The organism is bacterium (assembly GCA_035308905.1).
Lineage (GTDB): Bacteria > Sysuimicrobiota > Sysuimicrobiia > Sysuimicrobiales > Segetimicrobiaceae > DASSJF01.
The window spans coordinates 1-17,719 of record DATGFS010000014.1 but is presented as its reverse complement, the minus strand read 5'-3'; the positions used below and the strand labels follow the sequence as shown (position 1 = coordinate 17,719).

The window sequence follows — 17,719 nt, the reverse complement described above, 5'->3', positions numbered from 1 at the left end:
CGGCGGATGCCGCGATCCTGTCTAGTCTTTGAAAACGGTGCCGAGAAACGCGATGCCCTCTTCCGTCAACGTCCGTTTGCCGGGGTCGGCGGTGCCGACCGCCAACAGCCGCATGTGCTGCAGCGCCGACAGTTCACGGAACGCGGTGCTGTGGCTCATCCCGAGCTCCTTGGCGATGGTCGACGGTCCGGCCGCGCCGATCTCCGCGATCAGGAGCAGGATCTTCTTCTGCCGGTCGGAGAGACGCGGCGCGGCCGCGCTGGGGACCGCCGGCGCCGTGGCCGCGACTCGCGGCGCGGCCGCCGCCTCCGGCGCGGCTCCCGCGGGCGGGCCGACGTGAAGGGTCACGACCGTGCCGCCCTTCAGGTTGTCATCGATCGTGATCGCGCCGCCGAGGAAGGCCAGCTGCTCCTTCGCGACCGGCAGTCCGGACCCGACACCTTTGATGAACCGGCGCATCTCGCGCGTGGCGGTCGTGAAACCGGGCTCGAACGCATGTGCCCGCACACTCTCAGGAATGCCGGGCCCCTGGTCCGAGATGCGGATCGTGTTGCCGTCACCCATGATCGTGACGACCGCGTCTTTGAAGTAGGCGTGAATCAAATTTTCGATGATCTCCTTGATGACCACGAAGGGGATGCGGCCGCCCCGCTCCCGCGCGTAACTGTGCGTTCGCGCGGACAATTCGCCGATGAGCTGGTTGAAGTCATCAGACGAGAGGGTGACGACCTGCGGTGGTGCGAGCGGCGAATCGTAGATCGCTACGCGAACTTCGGGCGCCTGCGCCTCGTTCGCGGTCTCATCTCCCCGTTGAGACACGAGCCGCAGGAAGAAGTCCTGCATCTATGCGACTCCTCCGCGTGCGCACGAAAGATTGGCCGCGCGCGGATGCCCTCCTTTTGTTTTCGCACCCGTCTCGTACTTTTCGAGCATGCCGCTGAAATGCCGTGGTGCGGTCAACTCTGTGGAGAGATGATCGCAGTCTTTTCAGCGGTCACGCGCCACCGTCGTCGCGCATGCGGTGTGCAGACTGTGTACCGCGCGGATCACAGCGGGTGAACCACGTTATCCACAGGTGTGGAAAAGATTGTGGATAAGGAGACGGGACTCCTGCCGAGAGGCCGGAGAAAAACCGGAACCTGTTGGAAATTGGGCACGTCATATCCGATGTGTATTAAGGGAGTGTAAAACTGTGGATAAATGTCCCCACCGTCCACAAGATACCACCATTTCCGTGAAATTCGGTCCGGGGCTGCCGTCTGCCGCCCGACGCACGGGCTCCGCGCCGCCGCATCTGGTGGCGACGGGTACGACACCGGCTGCGTCCATCGTGGCCGTGGGAGCCGAGACCACGGCCGTCGCGTTCGGGATCGCGAAGCGGGTTTCATGGACGCCCCCACGGGTCGTGTGCTATAGTCATTTGGTCTCTTGATGGAGGAGTGCCGTCGTGAAGCGCACGTTTCAGCCGAATCGCAGACGCCGCGCCCGGACGCATGGGTTCCGGGCGAGGATGCGCACGCCGGGCGGCCGGAACGTGCTGCGGCGCCGCCGCCAACGCGGCCGGCGCCGCCTCTCGCCCGCGTAACGGCAGCGGCGCGAGCCCGGGTCGATGGCGGGCGGCGGGCGGCTCGTCTCGAGGGCGGACTTCTCCCGAGTGTATCGTGAAGGCCGCCGCTATGCCGGGCAGACCCTGGCGCTCTACGTCCGGCCGACGCAGTTCGGCCGTCGGGTCGGCGTAACCGCCGGCCGGGGCATCGGCGGGGCGGTGGTTCGAAACCGCGCCAAGCGCAGGCTGCGCGAGGCGTACCGCCGGATCGAGGCGCGGCTGTGCGCGACCGGCGACATCGTCGTGGTGGCGCGCCCCGGGGCGGCCGAGGCCGGGTTCATCGAGATCATGCGAGAGATGGAAGCGCTGTGCGCCGCGGGGCGGCTGCTGTGCGGGGCCGCGACGTAGGGCGCGCGCTCGGGGTCGGCGCGGTCCGCTGGTATCAGCGCTGGATCTCGCCCCTTCTGCCGCCGTCGTGCCGGTTCACTCCGTCCTGCTCCGAGTACGCCGCGGAGGCCGTGGGGCGCCACGGGCTCGCGCGCGGCGGCTGGCTCGCGGTGCGCCGGATCCTGCGCTGTCACCCGTTCCATCCGGGCGGGTACGATCCCGTCCCGCCGGCGTCGCCCCACGAGCACGGGACCGGCCGGCGCGATGCGCCGGCGTCGGACGGCCGCGCCGAACCAGGGAGGCCTAGAGTTGCCTAGTTTTCATAATCCATTTGTGCCCTGGCTCGGGAGCGCGCTCCAGGCGCTCTATCACCTCACCCACGACTATACGCTGTCCATCATTCTGCTCACGCTCATCGTCAAGGCGGTCATCCACCCGCTCACGCGCGTGCAGCTGCGGTCGATGAAAGCGATGCAGGTCCTGACGCCACACATGGCGGAGCTGCGCCGGAAGCACAAGGACGATCCCAAGACCCTCAATCAAGAGATGATGGCTCTGTACCGCGCCCACAGCGTCAATCCGATGATGGGCTGCCTGCCGATGATCGTCCAGCTGCCGGTGCTGTGGGGTCTCTTTGCGCTGTTGTCGAACAGCAAGCTCTTCGGAACCGCCACCGTGATCGGGCTACCGTGGCTTGGCATGGCGGAGCGGCCGATGCAGTTCGTGCTCAAGGCCCTGCCGGATCATACCGCCTACCTGCTCGCGCTCATCTTCCCCGTCCTGGTCGGCGGAACGACGTGGTATCAGCAGAAGATGAGCATGACCGACCCGGCCCAGGCCAAGATGTTCGTGTTCATGCCGATCATGTTCGGCTACTTCGCGCTCAACTATGCCGTGGGACTGTCGATCTATTGGATCGTGTCCACGACCGCCTACATCGGCGAGTACTTCCTCGTGGTGGGCCCGCCGTCCCCGATGGTGAGCGCGCCCCCGAAATCTCAAGCGGTCGCCCAGTCGCGCGCCGGCGCGGCGCAGGCGGACTCGCCGCCCGCCGCTGTGAAACCCAAGCCGGCGCAGCCGGCCGGCGGGAAGCCCGCGAGCCGCCGGGATCGCAGATCGGGAAACCAGAAGGGGGCGAAGCAGGCGTGAACTCGGCAGAAGGCGCCGGGCGCACCGTCGAAGAGGCAATCCGCATCGCGCTGCGCACGCTTGGCGCCAAGCGCGAAGACGTGGACCTGCTGGTGCTGGACGAAGGCAGCCGGGGCGTGCTCGGCCTCGGCTCGCGCGAAGCGCGCGTTCGTGTCACGCTCCTGTCGGCGATCGAAGCCGGGGAGGCCGAGGAGGCGGCGGCCGCTCCGCCGGAACCCGCTCCGTCCCCACAGGGTGACGCGGCCGACGATCCCGTGGCGGTCGCCCGCCGCGTCACCGCGTCGCTCCTCGAGGCGATGGGCATGGGCGCCTCGGTGACGGCGCGGGCGGAGGACGGCGGCGTCTCCGTCACGGTCACCGGACCGCAGCTCGCGCCGCTGATCGGGCGCCACGGCCAGACGCTCGAGGCGCTGGACCTCCTCGTGAACCTCATGACCACACGCCGGGTCGGCCACCGCGTGCAGGTCGCCGTGGACGCCGAGCGCTATCGCGAGCGGCGGCGGGAGACGCTCTCGGCGCTCACCCGCCGCGTCGTGAGCCGCGTGCGGCGCAGCGGCGAGCCGGCGCCGCTCGATCCGATGCCCGCCTCCGAACGGCGCTTCATCCACACGATGCTCGCCGAAGATCCCGACGTCATGACGTTTAGCGAAGGCGACGGCGCCGACCGGCACATCGTCATCGCGCCGCGGGGCACCGCGCCCGCGGGGGCATCCCGCCGCGGCGATGCCGCGGCGGACGGCGAGCTTCCAGAAGACACCGACGCGTAAGTAGCCGCGTGGCGCCGCGCACGCCGCGCCCCATACCATCGCGCGCCTCCGGCATGACGGTGGCGTCGGCCGCGGCCGCGCTCGGACTCGCGCTCTCCGCTGAACAACGCCGGCGTCTTGAGCGCTTCCTCGCGCTCGTGGAGGAGTGGCGCACCCGCGTGCAGCTGACGGGCGCGGACTCGTCGGAAGCCGCGTCGGTCCTGGTTGCCGGCGCGTTGTGCGTGCTGCCGTTCGTGCCGGAGTCGGGCCGCCTTGCGGATCTCGGCAGCGGCGCGGGCGTGCCGGGGATTCCGATCGCCGTGATGCGGCCGCGCCTCCGCGTCCTACTCGCGGACGCGGCGCGAAAGAAGACGGCGTTTCTCGAGATCGCCGCCCGAGATCTTGGGCTCGACAACGTCGATGTCGCGCAGGCGCGGGCCGAGGATCTCGGCCGCAATCCCGCCCACCGCGATCGCTACGACGCCGTGACCGCGCGGGCGCTCGCGCCCGTGCGGGTGCTCGCGGAGTACGCGCTGCCGCTGCTGCGGCTCGGCGGCGGCGCGGTGCTGGCGAAAGGCCGCGGCGCGACGGACGAAGTCCGCGCCGCGGCCCGGGCGCTGCAGGTTCTCGGGGGCGAAGCGGCGGTGCATTCCCCGCCCGCGGACGTGTGCTCGCCTGTGGTGGTCATCCGCAAGATCGCGCCGACGCCCGCGGCGTACCCCCGCCGCGCCGGCGTTCCGCAGCGCCGTCCACTCTGAGCGGCCGCCCGCGATCCGCGGTCGGCGCCGCCGTGACTATGTAAGCGTATAAACATATATACATCTGAATAGAGCGACCCGCCCCGCCGGAACGCCCCGGCCGCGCCGGCCGAACCGGAGGATTTGCCGGACGAGTGCGGGAACAGGTCTACGATCGCAGGAACGCCGGTCGGCCTAGACATCGCACTTTCGACGCAGCACACAGGAGTCGTCGGTACGGCGCACGCGTTTGCGATCGTGAACCAGAAAGGCGGCGTGGGAAAGTCCACCACCGCCGTCAACCTCGGCGCCTCCCTCGCGACGCTCGGCCATCGCATCCTCCTCGTGGACATGGATCCGCAGGGCAACTGCACGAGCGGTGCCGGCATCAACAAAGCGGCCCTCGACGCGAGCACCTATGACGCGGTGGTCATGGGCGCGCCGCTGCCGGGCGTCGTCGTGACAACGCCGACCGAACGTCTCGATGTCGCGCCGGCCGATTCGCGCCTCGCGGCCGCTGAGGTCGAGCTCGTCCCCCAAATCGCCCGGGAATCCAAGTTGAAGACCGCGCTCGGTGCCGTGCGGGACGGCTACGACGTGATCCTGATCGACTGTCCGCCGTCGCTCGGGCTGCTCACGGTCAACGCGCTGACGGCGGCCGAGGCGTGCCTCATCCCGGTGCAGTGCGAGTACTACGCGCTGGAAGGCCTGACGCAGCTGGTCGAAACGATCGGGCTCGTGCGGCGGCATCTCAATCCCGGCCTGCGGATCGCCGGCGTGCTGCTCACAATGGTGGATCCGCGCACCAAGCTTTCCGATCAGGTCGGCGCCGAGGTCCGCCGGCATTTCGGCGATCTCGTATTCAGAGCGGAGATCCCGCGGAGCGTCCGCCTCGCGGAGGCGCCGAGCTACGGCCAGCCGGTCTCGGCCTACGCGCCGTCGTCGCGCGGCGCGGCGGCGTATGGGGAGCTCGCCGTCGAGGTCGCGGAGCGATTCGGTTTGAGACCGCGCCCGGACGCTGAAGCCGCGGCCGTTCCGCCGGGACTGAACCCGACAACCATGGTGAGGGGTGACTACAATGATTAAACGCGGACTCGGACGGGGACTGGACGCGCTCATTCCGGGAGCGGCGGCCGAGCCGGCGGGCGCTGCGACCGAACTCGATGTATACAAGATCGCGCCGAACCCGTTCCAGCCGCGCCGCGATTTCGCCGGGCCGGAATTCGACGAGTTGGTGGCGTCGGTGCGCCGGCACGGCGTGCTTCAACCGGTCATGGTCCGTCCCACGGGCACCGGCTACGAACTCGTCGCCGGCGAGCGGCGGTGGCGGGCGGCCAAGGACGCGGGGCTCGTTACCATTCCCGCGGTGGTCAGGCACGTAGCGGATCGCGAGATGCTCGAAATCGCCTTGGTCGAGAATCTGAAGCGTAGCGACTTGAACCCGATCGAGCGGGCGATGGCGTACCGCCGCCTGTCGGAGGAGTTTCAGCTGACGCAGGACCAGGTGGCGGAGGCAGTTGGATCGAGCCGGCCGGCCGTCGCCAACACCGTCCGGCTCCTCGATCTGCCCCCCGCCGTCCAAGCGTCGATTGGGCAGGGACGGATCAGCGAGGGACACGGACGGGCGCTGCTCATGGCTCCGGACACCAAGGCACTGCTCGAGATCTGGAAGACCGTCGAAGAGAAGTCACTCTCGGTGCGGGATACCGAAGCGCTCGTCCAAGCCAGGCTTCGCCGTGTTTCACGTGAAACATCGGGGAAAGACGGCAGGCGACGAGATCCACAGCTGGTGGACCTCGAGACGCAGCTCCGGGAGCGGTACACGACAACGGTGGCGATCCACGGGCGTGGCGCCCGCGGCACGATCGAGCTCCGCTACTTTTCCGCCCAGGACCTCGAGCGGCTCATCGACCTGCTTCTCCGCTAGCCGATCAGGCCGACGGTCGTTGCGTCGGGTTACACGCTGGTCACGTACTCCGTCTGCTCGTCCGCCTGGCCGGACCGGGCGGACAGGAGCCGTCGCAGTGCCGACGACAGCCGCCTGACACCCTCCGCGAGCACCTCTTCGGGTTTGTCCGCAAACGACAGCCGCAGTCCAGACGGCGGCGGCGTGTGCGGCAGGAAGAGATCACCGAGTCCGCAGGCGACGCCTTCCTTGAGGGCCTCGGCAAACGCTTCGCGGGCCGGAACCTCCTGAGGCAGCGTCAACCACAGGTTGAAGCCCGCCGTCGGCCTGGTCCACGCGACCCCGGCCGGCATGGAGGCCTCGAGCACCCTCAACACAGTGTCCCGCCGCCGCCTGTACGTCTCCCGGGCGATTCGTAGATCCCGCTCGTACTGTTTCGACGATAGGTACCGCCACAAGGTGCGCTGGATCAACGGCGAGGTGAACCGGTCCATCACCAGCTTGGCCTCAATTAGCCTAGCCATCACCGGTCCGTGCGCGACAATGCAGCCGACACGAAGCCCCGGAATGACCGTCTTGGAGAAGCTCCGGATGAACATGACATGGCCGCCGCTGTCATACGCCTTAATCGCCGACAAGGCCTCGCCGTCGTAGGAGAATTCGCTGCAGGTGTCGTCTTCCAGCACGATGAGGTTATGCTGGCGGGCCAGCGCGGCAAGGCGGCGCCGCCGTTCGTCGCTCATTGCCACGCCGGTCGGGTTGTGCGCCGTGGGGATCGTGTAGACGATGCGCGGCCGGTAGCGCTCGATCACCGCCGCGGCCGCGTCGACGCGCATGCCGTCGGCATCAACCGGCACACCGATCAGGTTCGCGCCCCGGCCCTCAAAGACATCGAGCGCCGTGAGGAATGTCGGGCTTTCGACGAGGACGGGGTCACCCGGCGCGACGAGCGTCCGGGCCACCAGGTCGATCGCCTGCTGGGAACCCGACGTGATCAGGACGTCGTCGGGGCGCGCCGCGATCCCGGCCGCCCCGCAGTGGTCGGCGATCCAACCGCGCAGACTCGGGTCCCCCTGGGGCGAGCCGTATTGGAGAAACTTCGGGTCCTCGACGGCGAGTGCGCGGTGCCACATCCTGCCAAGCGCGCGCACGGGAAACAGAGTTGGATCCGGAATTCCCCCGGCCAGCGAAATGACGTTCGACCGCACCGCCGGTCTGAGTAGGGCTTCCATGGCGGTGACCCTCGGAGCGCGAAGATGGACGGGGAGAGACGACTGCCATTCCGTGCCGTTCATGGCGTGGAGTGTTTCACGTGAAACAAAAGGGACCGGCGCCGGCTGCGGGCCTCCGGCGAACGTCCCCCGGCCGACCGTCGCCTGAACCAGGCCGTCCGCCGCCAGCACTTGGTAGGCCTGTACGACGGTGATAAGGCTGACGTGTAGCTCCCGCGCGAGTTGTCGAACCGACGGCAGCCGCTCGCCGCTCGCGATTCGGCCCGCTCGTATCGACGCGGCGACAGCCGCGTGAAGCTGCCGGTACAGCGGAATGTCTGAGTCACGCGTTAGTTGAATTGTATCCACGCGCGCCTCCAATGTAGATAATAATATTGACCCAAGCGTATCCTTATATTATAAGGGATGGTACCATCTTGCCGGGGATAGTCAACTATTGTTACTAGGAACACATAGAGTCGGTCGGGTCTTCTGATACTCTTGCAGGTGAATCGTTGGACAGCGCGCGACGATCGAGCGCAGGGGAGGCAGGGCCGGGCGTGACGCGAGACGAGGCTTGGGCGCTCTTGGTCGCTGAGACGCCCTCGGTCAATCTGCAGAAACATATGCTGGCGGTCGAGGCTGTAATGCGCGCCTACGCTCGGAAGTTCGGCGAAGATGAGGACACTTGGGGCCTTGTCGGCCTGCTGCACGATGTCGATTACGAGAAGCACCCGTCGCAGGAGGCCGGCCACCCGTTCGTGGGAGTCGAGCTGTTGCGCGGGCGCGGGCTGCCGGAGCCGCTCTGCCGGGCCATCCTCTCGCACGCCGATTACAGCGGCGTATCGAGGGAGAGCCGCATGGAAAAGACGCTGTTCGCAGCCGACGAGCTGTCCGGCTTCGTGATCGCGGTCGCGCTCGTCCGGCCGTCGCGGGCCATCGGTGAGGTCGATGTGTCGGCGGTGCTCAAGAAGATGAAAGACAAAGCGTTCGCGCGCGCGGTCCGCCGCGAGGACATCACGGCCGGCGCGGAACTGTTGGGCGTGTCGCTCGAGGAGCACGTCGGCGTCGTAATCGAGGCGCTCAAAGGCATCGCATCGCAACTTGGTTTGGAAGGCACCCGGGCCGGTGCCGGCGGACAAGCCGCCGGAAACAGCTAGCAAGCCGTCAGAAAAGGGAGGCAGGGCGATGGCAGAGGTCGGAACGGTCAAGCTGAAGCGGGGTCTGGCGCAGATGTTGAAGGGCGGCGTCATCATGGACGTGACGACCGCGGATCAGGCGAAGATCGCGGAGGACGCCGGCGCGTGCGCCGTGATGGCGCTCGAGCGCGTACCCGCCGACATCCGCAAAGAGGGCGGCGTCGCGCGGATGGCGGACCCGCTCAAGATCAAGGAGATCATGGAGGTCGTGACGATTCCGGTCATGGCGAAGGCGCGGATCGGGCATTTCGTGGAGGCCCAGACGCTCGAGGCCCTCGGCGTCGACTACATCGACGAGAGCGAAGTGCTGACGCCGGCCGACGAGCGGTATCACATCAACAAGCATCTGTTCAAGGTGCCGTTCGTCTGCGGCTGCCGCGACCTCGGTGAGGCGCTGCGCCGGATCGGCGAGGGCGCCGCGATGATCCGCACGAAGGGCGAGGCCGGCACCGGCAACGTCGTCGAGGCCGTGCGGCACATGCGCGCGGTGATGGACGGCATCCGGATTCTGCAGGTCACGCCCGAGGAGGAGCTGATGACGGCCGCCAAGGAGCTGGGCGCGCCGTACGAGCTGGTCCTGGAAGTGCGGACGCTCGGCCGCCTGCCCGTCGTGAACTTCTCGGCCGGCGGCATTGCCACGCCCGCGGACGCGGCGCTCATGATGCAGCTCGGCTGCGACGGCAACTTCGTCGGCTCCGGGATCTTCAAGTCCGACGATCCGGCGAAGCGGGCCAAGGCGATCGTCGAAGCGACCACCCACTTCAAGGATGCCGATGTGATCGCGCGGGTCTCCGAAGGCATCGGCGAGGCGATGAAGGGCCTCGACGTCCGCAAGCTGCCCGAGGCCGAACTGCTGCAGACGCGGGGCTGGTAGTGCCGTGACGGCGCGCGACCCCAAGCACAACGGAGCGCCGGCGAAGATCGGCGTCCTCGCCCTCCAGGGCGACGTGATCGAGCACGTGAAGATGCTCCGGGGGCTCGGCGTCGAGGCGATCGAGGTGCGCACGCCCGAAGACCTGGCGAAGGTCGACGCGCTGGTCATTCCCGGGGGCGAGTCGACGACGATCGGGAAGCTCGCGGTGGAGTACGGTCTCGACCGGGCGATCCCGGCGCGGGTGAAAGAGGGTATGCCGGTGTACGGCACCTGCGCCGGGATGATCGCGCTGTCGAAACAGGCGAGCGGCGGCGAACCGCCGCTGCTGCGCCTGATGAACATCACCGTCCGGCGCAACGCGTACGGGCGCCAGGTGGATTCGTTCGAAACGGATTTGGAGATTCCGGCCCTCGGCGGGCCGCCGCTGCACGCCGTGTTCATCCGCGCCCCCGCGATCGAGAACGTGGGGCCGGACGTCGAGGTGCTCGCGTCGCTCGGCGGCAAACCGGTGCTGGCCCGGCAGGGCAACATGCTCGTTTCCGCGTTTCATCCCGAACTGACCGCGGACGACCGGGTGCACCGCTACTTTGTCGAGATGCTGAAGAAGAAGCGCTGACCGGCCTCGCGCTCGTCACCCTCGGCGCCGCCGCGGGGGGCTCGCACAGTTCCGGTAGCGCCCGGCCGCCGGCGGGCGGGCCGGAAGGCGCGCCGCCTCCGAGCGCGAATAGGCGCCCTCGGCGAGCGGAGCCAAGACGCCCGCAGGCCCAAGAGTCGGCCGGCTGCGGTTGCCGCGCGGGCGATCGGGGGAGGGTGATGCCGGGTGCGCACAAACGCTGTGGCGCGAATCCTCGCGGTGTGTGTCGTTCCGCTCCTGATGTGGTCCGCCTCGGGGGCGCCGGCGTCCGGGCAGGCCCAGTCGGGCGGGGCCATCCGCGTGGCCACGAACGCGGAGCCGACGACGTTCGACTGGATGTCCTCCACGGCCACAGCGACGAGGCTCGTCGCGTGGCATGTCTTCGAAGGCCTCTTCGCCATCGACCAGCAGTACGAGGTCCGGCCGCTGCTCGCGCAGGGCTACACGGTCAGCGACGACGGCCTCCGCTACACGATCAAGCTGCGGGCGGGCCTCAAGTTCCATAATGGCCAGTCCGTGACGGCCGACGACGTGATCGCGTCGCTCGCGCGGTGGGGCAAACTGAGCAGCGGCGGGCAGGAGACGTTCAAGTACGTCAAGGGACTCCGCGCGGTCGACCCGGGCACGGTCGAGATCACGCTCGCCGCGCCGTTCACGCCGCTCATCACGAGCCTCGGCGATCCAAAACAGTCCGCGATCATCGTGCCGAAGGCGATCGCCGAGCGCGCCGGGCTCAAGCCGCTCGAGGAGCTCGTCGGCACGGGCCCCTACATCTTCAAGAAGTGGACGCCGGGCCAGGAGATCGTGCTCGCGCGCAACCCCGCGTACGCGTCACGCACGGAGAACTGGGGCGGGATCACCGGCCGCAAGGTCGCGTACGCCGACGAGATCCACTTCTTTCCCGTGACCGATCCCCAAGTCCGTCTGGCCGGCGTCTCGACCGGACAGTACGATCTCGCGCTCGAGCTCCCGCCCGATCTCTACGCCAAGGTCAAGGCCAACCGCCGGCTGAGCGCGGACATCGTGAAGGTGTTCAGCTGGACCGGCGTCGTGTTCAACAAGGCGCACGGGCCGTTCACCGACATGCGGCTGCGCCAGGCCGTGCTGTACTCGATGAAGAACGCGGACCTGATGGCCGCGGCCGCGGGGCCGAAGGCGTTCTGGCAGCTGGACCCGGGCCTCTTCTTCCCGGAGCAGCACGACGTGTACAGCCGCGCCGGCGCCGACCTCTACGACCATCAAAACCTCGACAAAGCCCGCGCACTCCTCCGCGAGGCCGGCTACAAGGGCCAGAAGATCGTCGTCATGTCGACGAAGGACTACACCTGGAACAACAACACCGCGCAGGTGCTGGTGCCGGAGATGCAGGCCGCCGGGTTCACGGTCGACTCGCAGGTGTACGATTGGCCGACGCTGCTGAGCCGGCGGACCAAGCCGGAGATGTTCGACATCTTCCTGACCGGGTTCTCGCCGTCGATCGATCCGACCGGCGTCATCTTCTTCGGGAAGACCTGGCCGGGCTGGTACAAGAGCGAGGCGATGGACGCGGCGCTGGCGCAGTGGAGCCGCGCCCCGGTGACGGCGCTCGAGGCGCGGCGGAAGATCATGGATCAGATTCAGACGATCTTCTATACCGAGGTGCCGGTCGCCAAGGTGGGCAATCAGTTCGGGCTCGAGGTGTACAACGACCACCTGCACGGCTACACCGGGTATTTCGACGTCCGCTTCTGGAACACGTGGGTGACGCACTGAGCGGGCGCGCGCCGCGCCGCCGCGCCCGCCCGGCCTCCGCCGCGCGCTGACCGCATGGCCCGCTACGCGGCCGGACGGGTCGTGGCGCTCGTGCCGGTGCTCGCCGTCGTCGGCGTCGTCGTCTTTCTCCTGATCCACTTGATTCCGGGCGACCCGGCGTCGGTCATCCTCGGATCGGACGCGTCGGAGGCGCAGGTCGCGCAGCTCCGGACCGCGCTCGGTCTGGACCGGCCGCTCTACGTCCAGCTCGTGCTCTGGTTCGAGCACGTGCTGCGCGGCGACCTCGGCCGGTCGATCTTCCTGCGGCAGCCGGTCACACGCGCGATCTGGGACCACCTCGGCCCGACGGCGAGCCTGACCGCGCTGGCCGAGGGGCTTGCGCTTGCGGTGGCGCTGCCGTCCGGCATCCTCGCGGCGTGGAAGCGAAACACCCGGTTCGACCAGGGCTTCATGATGCTCGTCCTCCTCGGCGTATCGATCCCGTCGTTCTGGACGGGGCTCAACCTGATCGCGCTGTTCGCGGTCGCCGTGCGGCTGTTTCCGGTCGCCGGCTACGTCTCGCCGCTCGCGGGCGTTGGTCCCTGGCTCGCGAGCCTCATCCTGCCGGCCGTCGCGCTCGGCTTCACCCAGGCCGGGCTGGTCGCGCGCATGGCGCGCGACGCGACGATCGACGTGCTGGCGGAGGACTACATCCGGACCGCCCGGAGCAAGGGCGTGCGCGAGCCGCGCGTCCTCACCCGACACGCGTTCCGCAACGCCCTCATCCCGACGATGACCGTCGTCGGCACGAGCCTCGCGAATCTCCTGTCCGGCGCGGTCGTCGTGGAGACCGTCTTCGTCCTGCCCGGCATCGGCAACCTCGTCGTGCAATCGATCAGCCGGCGCGACTACCCGGTGATCGAAGGCGTGGTCCTGTTCGTCGCGCTCGTGTACGTCGTCGTGAACCTCGGGGTCGATCTGCTGTACGCGGCGCTCGACCCGCGCATCACCTACTAGTCATGGACAGGTTTCTGCGGGCGCTCGTCCGGCGGCGTCCGATCGCCGCGGCGGCGCTCGGGGTACTCGCGGCCATCACGCTGGCGGCCCTGCTCGCGCCCGCGCTCGGCCTGATCGCACCCGACCGGATCGACATGGCCGGCCGGCTCGCGCCCCCCGGGTCCGGCCATCCGCTCGGCACGGACAACTTCGGACGCGACATCCTGAGCCGCGTCGTCTACAGCGGCCGCGTCTCGCTGCTGATCGGCCTCGGCGTGATGGCGGCCAGCACCGCCGCGGGCACGCTCGTTGGGCTCGCGGCCGGGTACTACCGGCGCGTCGACGCGGTCGCGATGCGCGTCCTCGACGGCCTGATGTCCTTTCCGGCCATCCTGCTGGCGCTCGCGCTCGTGGCGGCGCTCGGCGTCGGCGCGCGCAACGAGATCATCGCGATCGCGCTCGTCTACTTCCCGCGCACGGCGCGGATCGTGCGCGGCTCGACCCTGCAGCTCAAGCAGCGGGCGTTCGTCGAGGCCGCGGTCGCTCTCGGCGAAGGCGACGGGCGCATCCTCACGGTGCACATCCTCCGCAACGCGCTGACGCCGCTCATCGTGCAGTCCACGTTCGTGTTCGCGGAGGCGATCCTCGCCGACGCGGCGCTCTCGTTCCTCGGCCTCGGCGTGCGGCCGCCCACGCCCACCTGGGGCAACATGCTCGACGACGCCCATATCTACGTCGAGACGGCGCCGTGGTTCGTCGTCTTCCCCGGCGTCGCGATCGTGCTGACCGTCCTGTCCCTCAATCTGGTCGGGGACGCGCTGCGCGATCTCGCGGATCCCTACGCGGCGGCAGCCCGCCGCGGGCTCGGGGCTGCCGGCGGACCTGCCGCCGGCGATCACGACACTAGAGCCGCGGGCCCCGGCACGCGCGACGCGGTGCGAGGACTTCCCGAGCCCGCGCAAGAATAACGGCCGCAGCGATCATGCCTCGTCTCTTCACCGTTTCCGCCGCCGGCGACGCGCTCATCACCCAGCGGATCGCGTCCCGCGAGCCCGGCTTTCAGCGGCTCACGGAGCTCATGCGCTCCGCGGATGCCCGCTTCGTCAACCTCGAGGGGACGCTGCACGAGTTCGCGGGCCATCCCCAGGCGACGAGCGGCGGCACCTACGTCTGCGGCTCGCCGCTCATCATCGACGACCTCAAGGCGCTCGGCTTCAACCTCTACTCGGCGGCCAACAACCACATGACCGACTGGGGCGAGGGCGGGATCTTCGGGACGCTCGCGACCCTCGACCGCGCGGGCGTCGTGTACGCCGGCCTCGGACGGCACCTCGCCGAGGCGCGGACGCCGCGCTACCTCGAGACGCCGGCCGGCCGCGTGGCGCTCATGGCGCTGACGAGCACCTTCCCGGCCGGGGCGTACGCCGGCGAGCAGCGGCCCGACTGCCAGGGCCGGCCGGGCATCAACCCGCTGCGGTTCGAGACGACGATCGCGGTCGACCGCGCGACGCTCGACACGCTCTCGGGCATCGACCGCCGCCTCGACTTCAGCGCGGCGCGCCGGCATTCGATCCAGCTCGGCTTCCTGCGGCCCGACCCGGAGGGCATCACGACCGTTCTCGGCCAGCGGTTCACGATCGGCGACCCGCCCGGCATCCGCACCGAGCCGCACGCGGCGGACCTCGCCGGCAACCTCGCCTGGATCCGCGACGCGCGCCGGCAGGCCGAATGGGTCGTCATGAGCGTCCACGCACACGAGCAGCGGGGCGGGGATTACGAGCAGCCGGCGGAGTTCATCCCGGCGTTCTGCCGCGCCGCGGTCGACGCCGGCGCGGATCTTGTCGTCGGCCACGGGCCGCACATCCTCCGCGGGATGGAGGTATACCGCGGCAAGCCGATCTTCTACAGTCTCGGGAACTTCGTCTTCCAGAACGAGACGTTGTGGCGCCAGCCCCAGGATTTCTACGACCGGCTCGGGCTCCCCCCGACGGCCACGCCCGCCGATCTCTTCGACGCGCGCAGCGCGCGGGGCGGGTTCGCGGCGGACTCGGCGTATTGGGAGAGTGTGGTGCCGGTGGTGCGGTTCGACGGCGAGCGCCTCGCGGAGGTCCGGCTGCACCCGGTTACGCTCGGACATGGGCTGCCGCGGTGGCAGCGGGGCAGCCCCGTGCTGGCGGCGGCCGATCCGGGACGCGCCATCATCGAGCGGGTGGCGCGCCTCTCGCCGTCATGCCGCATCCGGTGGGATGCCGACGGGTTCGGAGTGGTGAGCTAGCCGGCGCTCGCCGGCGCCCGTTCTCCCGAAAGGCGTGCTAGTGGAGGCCGCCGTCGCCGCCGGGCGCAGCAACGGCGAGCGCTTGGGCGTACGCGAGAACGGCGTGCACCCGCGGCTGCACGTGTTCATGCTTCGCGTCGATCAGCAGCCGCTGGTACACTTGGTTGATCTGATTTTCGATGGATTTGCCGCTCAATTCCAAGATTCCGGCGATCGCGCTGTTCGTGAAACCCGCGGCCATCAGTCCGAGAATCTCGCCCTGCCGGGGCGTCAAATCCAGCCGCGGGCGGCGCTCCGCCGGGTACTCCTGCGCGAGATCGGGATCGAGGACAATCAGGCCGCGCGCCGCCCCTTCGATCGCTCGAGTGAGACCCGCGAAGTTGGTCGATTTCTTCAGGAGATAGGCCCACCCCACCGTTCGTCCGGGCGCAATCGCGAAGTACGGTTGGAAGTGATCCGCGAGCCACACGACGCCCATCCGGGGAAGGCGCGCTTTCACCGACAGGCCGAGCCGGATTCCGCTCAACGGGGCCCGCAGATCCACATCGATCACGGCTACCGCGGGCGACCGCTCGACGATTCCTCGGGCGCTCTCGCCATCGGCGAACGCGCCGACCACCTGGAACCCCGGCACCGCCGAGAGCCCGGTTCGAAGCAGATCCCGATAGAGGGCATGAGGTTCGACAATTGCGATCGTGATGGACTCCCCTCGCGAATCCTCCATCATGGTCCCCCTCCCGCCACGGGCGCTCAGCGCCGGCGCACCTTGAAAGTACTCGAGCCGCATGGGAGGCGCGATGAACTACTTCATACCGCCGGTGTGAACTGGCTCACACGTGCTCCCTGTCCGGTGGTCTTCTTGCTCGACGGGCGCGGCCGACTGCCGGAGAAAATCGCCGCGGCCCTCGGGGGGCCGCGGCGCAGTCGCGAGGGGTTATCCCTACCGGTAACGTTAGTGGAGCCAGCCCCGGGCGGCGCCGAGGAGTAAGACGATCCCCAAGAACACGCGGTACCATGCGAACACCCATGCGGTGTGGTCTCGCAGGTAGCGCACGAGCCCCCAGAGCGCGAAGTACGCCGCCGCGGATCCGGAGGCGAGGCCCAGCAGCAGCAGCTCCCACCCGTGCGCGTTGAGGCCGGCCTTTCTCAGCTGGAGCAGCTCGTAGAGGCCGGCCAGCACAATCGCCGGCACGCCGAGAAGGAACGAGAACCGCGCGGCCGTGGCCCGCTCCATGCCGAGGCCCAGCGCCGCGGTCAAGGTCGATCCGGAGCGTGACACTCCGGGGATCAGCGCGAAGGCCTGCGCGATGCCGACCCAGATGCCGTCGGCGAACGTGAGATTCGTCCACGTCCGCCGGCCGCCGCGCCGGCCGCCCTGTCCATACCATTCCGCGAGCGCGAGCAGCACGCCCATCACGACGCAGGCCCAGCCGATGACGGCGATGCCCCGAAGGGGCGAGTCGCACTGGTTGAGGCGCTTCTGTAAGAGTAGGCCCGCGACGCCGATCGGTATCGTGCCGATCACGATGCCGGACGCCATCCGAAGCGAGTGGTCCCGCCAGTTGTTGCGGCCGAGGGCGGCCGTCGCGTCCCGCGTGAGACGGGTCACGTCCGGCCACAGGAAGGTGAGCACCGCGACGAGGCTCGCGAGCTGCATCGCGGCCGAAAACGCGGAGCCCGGATCCGGCCACCCGAGCAGCGCCGGCACGATACGGAGATGCGCCGTGCTGCTGATCGGCAGCAGTTCGGTGATGCCCTGCACGATCCCGAGGATGAAGATTTTCCACGCGCCGAGGTTGACGAAGTTGACGCTGATCTGGGCTGCCTGCGCGCAGGGGTTGGGGGTCACGACGGTGCGACGGTGAGGGACCAGGACATGGCCATGCCATTTCGAGCCGGTCCGGGCGGCGCCCTGCGTGTGTCCAGGAGCCCGCGGCGTTCGATCCGAACGATCCACGCTGGAGCCGGTTGCGCCGGCGATCGGCGTCACCGTTGCGGGGATGAGAGGAGCGGACATGTCCGAGTTCGTCGCATCGCGGAGGATCGGCGACGCCACCGTGACCGTCGTCTCCGACGGCACGCTGCGGTGGGCGCCGAAGTTTCCGATCTCCGAAGACGAAAGCCGCCGGGCGATGCCCGACGCGGACGGAGACGGCAAGATGACGCTCGGTCTCAACCTCGCGCACGTCCGCCTCGGCGGCGCGTCGGTCGTCATCGACCCCGGCTGCGACGTGCCGTCGTCGGCGTGGGCCCGCGAGTTCGCCGCCAAGTGGCCGGGCCTCACGCGCTCGCCCGGCCTCGAAGCCGCGCTGCGCCGCATCGACGTGG

At 69.0% G+C, this 17,719-nt stretch carries 20 protein-coding genes; 16 read left to right on the top strand and 4 right to left on the bottom strand.

Annotated elements, in window-relative coordinates; genetic code table 11:
• Window positions 1-21: 21 nt before the first annotated feature.
• A complete protein-coding gene (locus VKT83_04470; GenBank protein ID HLY21703.1) occupies window positions 22-843 on the bottom strand; it encodes an ATP-binding protein in 822 nt (273 codons plus the stop codon).
• Window positions 844-1,447: 604 nt separating this feature from the next.
• Between VKT83_04470 and rpmH the strand changes: the two genes are divergently transcribed.
• The 8 genes from rpmH (at window position 1,448) to VKT83_04430 (ending at window position 6,492) form a co-directional block, all read left to right on the top strand.
• Window positions 1,448-1,585 carry a 50S ribosomal protein L34 gene (rpmH, locus tag VKT83_04465; GenBank protein HLY21702.1) on the top strand — a complete coding sequence of 46 codons (138 nt, stop codon included), beginning with the start codon at window positions 1,448-1,450 and terminating at the stop codon, window positions 1,583-1,585.
• Window positions 1,586-1,609: 24 nt separating this feature from the next.
• Window positions 1,610-1,954: a ribonuclease P protein component gene (gene rnpA, locus VKT83_04460; GenBank protein HLY21701.1), complete on the top strand. Its 345-nt coding sequence runs from the start codon at window positions 1,610-1,612 to the stop codon at window positions 1,952-1,954.
• Complete coding sequence (yidD, locus tag VKT83_04455; GenBank protein HLY21700.1) at window positions 1,936-2,250, top strand: membrane protein insertion efficiency factor YidD; 315 nt, start codon at window positions 1,936-1,938, stop codon at window positions 2,248-2,250. Before rnpA ends, yidD begins: the two co-directional genes overlap by 19 nt.
• Complete coding sequence (gene yidC, locus VKT83_04450; protein HLY21699.1) at window positions 2,243-3,082, top strand: membrane protein insertase YidC; 840 nt, start codon at window positions 2,243-2,245, stop codon at window positions 3,080-3,082. Before yidD ends, yidC begins: the two co-directional genes overlap by 8 nt.
• Complete coding sequence (gene jag, locus VKT83_04445) at window positions 3,079-3,849, top strand: RNA-binding cell elongation regulator Jag/EloR (GenBank protein ID HLY21698.1); 771 nt, start codon at window positions 3,079-3,081, stop codon at window positions 3,847-3,849. The genes yidC and jag overlap by 4 nt, the downstream gene beginning before the upstream one ends.
• Before the next feature lie 53 nt (window positions 3,850-3,902).
• Complete coding sequence (gene rsmG / locus VKT83_04440; GenBank protein HLY21697.1) at window positions 3,903-4,586, top strand: 16S rRNA (guanine(527)-N(7))-methyltransferase RsmG; 684 nt, start codon at window positions 3,903-3,905, stop codon at window positions 4,584-4,586.
• A gap of 180 nt (window positions 4,587-4,766) precedes the next feature.
• Entirely contained in the window at window positions 4,767-5,651 is an 885-nt protein-coding gene (locus VKT83_04435; protein ID HLY21696.1) for a ParA family protein, read from the top strand.
• A complete protein-coding gene (locus tag VKT83_04430; protein ID HLY21695.1) occupies window positions 5,644-6,492 on the top strand; it encodes a ParB/RepB/Spo0J family partition protein in 849 nt (282 codons plus the stop codon). The genes VKT83_04435 and VKT83_04430 overlap by 8 nt, the downstream gene beginning before the upstream one ends.
• A 29-nt stretch (window positions 6,493-6,521) precedes the next feature.
• On the opposite strand, the gene VKT83_04425 is transcribed toward VKT83_04430, so the two are convergent.
• Window positions 6,522-7,703, bottom strand: a complete 1,182-nt coding sequence (locus VKT83_04425; protein HLY21694.1) for a PLP-dependent aminotransferase family protein — start codon at window positions 7,701-7,703, stop codon at window positions 6,522-6,524.
• 566 nt (window positions 7,704-8,269) lie between these two features.
• On the opposite strand from VKT83_04425, the gene VKT83_04420 reads away from it, so the two are divergent.
• The 7 genes from VKT83_04420 to VKT83_04390 all read left to right on the top strand — a co-directional run bounded on the left by VKT83_04420 (window position 8,270) and on the right by VKT83_04390 (window position 15,391).
• Window positions 8,270-8,842: an HD domain-containing protein gene (locus VKT83_04420; GenBank protein ID HLY21693.1), complete on the top strand. Its 573-nt coding sequence runs from the start codon at window positions 8,270-8,272 to the stop codon at window positions 8,840-8,842.
• A 28-nt stretch (window positions 8,843-8,870) separates the two neighbouring features.
• Window positions 8,871-9,755 (top strand): pyridoxal 5'-phosphate synthase lyase subunit PdxS, encoded by an 885-nt coding sequence (gene pdxS, locus VKT83_04415; protein HLY21692.1) that lies wholly within the window; start codon window positions 8,871-8,873, stop codon window positions 9,753-9,755.
• Between the two features lie 4 nt (window positions 9,756-9,759).
• A complete protein-coding gene (gene pdxT / locus VKT83_04410; GenBank protein ID HLY21691.1) occupies window positions 9,760-10,371 on the top strand; it encodes a pyridoxal 5'-phosphate synthase glutaminase subunit PdxT in 612 nt (203 codons plus the stop codon).
• A gap of 204 nt (window positions 10,372-10,575) precedes the next feature.
• On the top strand, window positions 10,576-12,141 hold the full coding sequence (locus VKT83_04405) for an ABC transporter substrate-binding protein (GenBank protein ID HLY21690.1): 1,566 nt from the start codon (window positions 10,576-10,578) through the stop codon (window positions 12,139-12,141).
• Between the two features lie 54 nt (window positions 12,142-12,195).
• Complete coding sequence (locus tag VKT83_04400) at window positions 12,196-13,137, top strand: ABC transporter permease (protein ID HLY21689.1); 942 nt, start codon at window positions 12,196-12,198, stop codon at window positions 13,135-13,137.
• Between the two features lie 2 nt (window positions 13,138-13,139).
• Window positions 13,140-14,084: an ABC transporter permease gene (locus VKT83_04395; GenBank protein HLY21688.1), complete on the top strand. Its 945-nt coding sequence runs from the start codon at window positions 13,140-13,142 to the stop codon at window positions 14,082-14,084.
• 14 nt (window positions 14,085-14,098) lie between these two features.
• Complete coding sequence (locus VKT83_04390; protein ID HLY21687.1) at window positions 14,099-15,391, top strand: CapA family protein; 1,293 nt, start codon at window positions 14,099-14,101, stop codon at window positions 15,389-15,391.
• A gap of 37 nt (window positions 15,392-15,428) precedes the next feature.
• On the opposite strand, the gene VKT83_04385 is transcribed toward VKT83_04390, so the two are convergent.
• Window positions 15,429-16,118 carry a response regulator transcription factor gene (locus VKT83_04385; GenBank protein HLY21686.1) on the bottom strand — a complete coding sequence of 230 codons (690 nt, stop codon included), beginning with the start codon at window positions 16,116-16,118 and terminating at the stop codon, window positions 15,429-15,431.
• Between the two features lie 225 nt (window positions 16,119-16,343).
• Window positions 16,344-17,240: an undecaprenyl-diphosphate phosphatase gene (locus VKT83_04380; protein HLY21685.1), complete on the bottom strand. Its 897-nt coding sequence runs from the start codon at window positions 17,238-17,240 to the stop codon at window positions 16,344-16,346.
• Between the two features lie 166 nt (window positions 17,241-17,406).
• On the opposite strand from VKT83_04380, the gene VKT83_04375 reads away from it, so the two are divergent.
• Window positions 17,407-17,719 (top strand): hypothetical protein (locus VKT83_04375; protein HLY21684.1); only part of this gene is annotated, 313 nt, incomplete at its 3' end.

Excerpts from the sequence above, each read along its gene's own strand:
- VKT83_04470 (HLY21703.1), bottom strand. The coding sequence starts at position 843 with ATGCAGGACTTCTTCCTGCGGCTCGTGTCTCAACGGGGAGATGAGACC.
- rnpA (HLY21701.1), top strand. The coding sequence starts at position 1,610 with ATGGCGGGCGGCGGGCGGCTCGTCTCGAGGGCGGACTTCTCCCGAGTG.
- rsmG (HLY21697.1), top strand. The coding sequence starts at position 3,903 with ATGACGGTGGCGTCGGCCGCGGCCGCGCTCGGACTCGCGCTCTCCGCT.
- VKT83_04430 (HLY21695.1), top strand. The coding sequence starts at position 5,644 with ATGATTAAACGCGGACTCGGACGGGGACTGGACGCGCTCATTCCGGGA.
- VKT83_04425 (HLY21694.1), bottom strand. The coding sequence starts at position 7,703 with ATGGAAGCCCTACTCAGACCGGCGGTGCGGTCGAACGTCATTTCGCTG.
- pdxS (HLY21692.1), top strand. The coding sequence starts at position 8,871 with ATGGCAGAGGTCGGAACGGTCAAGCTGAAGCGGGGTCTGGCGCAGATG.
- VKT83_04400 (HLY21689.1), top strand. The coding sequence starts at position 12,196 with ATGGCCCGCTACGCGGCCGGACGGGTCGTGGCGCTCGTGCCGGTGCTC.
- VKT83_04395 (HLY21688.1), top strand. The coding sequence starts at position 13,140 with ATGGACAGGTTTCTGCGGGCGCTCGTCCGGCGGCGTCCGATCGCCGCG.
- VKT83_04390 (HLY21687.1), top strand. The coding sequence starts at position 14,099 with ATGCCTCGTCTCTTCACCGTTTCCGCCGCCGGCGACGCGCTCATCACC.
- VKT83_04385 (HLY21686.1), bottom strand. The coding sequence starts at position 16,118 with ATGATGGAGGATTCGCGAGGGGAGTCCATCACGATCGCAATTGTCGAA.